This is a genomic window from Kitasatospora saccharophila, assembly GCF_039529925.1.
Taxonomy (GTDB): Bacteria; Actinomycetota; Actinomycetes; order Streptomycetales; family Streptomycetaceae; genus Kitasatospora; species Kitasatospora saccharophila.
The window spans coordinates 1-542 of the sequence record NZ_BAAANS010000195.1 but is presented as its reverse complement, the minus strand read 5'-3'; the positions used below and the strand labels follow the sequence as shown (position 1 = coordinate 542).

Genomic DNA, 542 nt, shown 5'->3' with positions numbered 1-542 from the left:
CCTGCTGGCCGTGTCGCCGCTGCTCGCCTACCTGGCCCTGCGCGGTGCCAGGGACGTCGAGCAGGTGGCTGAATAACCGTCCCCCCGGCCGGCGTACCGGCGGTCAGCTCGTCGAGAGCAGCCGGTACGTCGTCCAGGGTGATCGTCCGGGTGATCAGGTCCTGCGGCCGCAGTACGCCGGACGCCACCAGATCCAGCATCTCCGCGTAGGTGTGCGCGGCCATCCCGTGGCTGCCGAGCCACTGCAGCTCCTGGCCGATCAGCCGGGACACGTCGAGCTGGACACCGGAGGGCAGCAGCCCGACCTGCAGGTGCCGTCCTTGCGGCCGCAGCACGGTGAGCGCCTGCTGCACGATCTCGTTGGACCCCAGCGCATCCATCGTCACCCGAGGCCCACCACCGGTCAGCGCGCGGATCTCGTCGACGGCCCCCGGCCCAGCCTGTACGACGTCGGCCGCGCCGTACTTCCGGGCCAGCTCCAGCGCCCCCGGATTGGTGTCCACGGCAACGACCCGGGCACCGAGCGCCGCCGCGATCATCAC

1 protein-coding gene is annotated in these 542 nt (G+C 71.8%); it reads right to left on the bottom strand.

Going from position 1 to position 542, the window contains the following annotated elements:
- Window positions 1–542, bottom strand: a 542-nt coding sequence (locus ABD345_RS40135) for a zinc-binding dehydrogenase (protein ID WP_344559796.1), incomplete at both ends; no start/stop codon positions are given.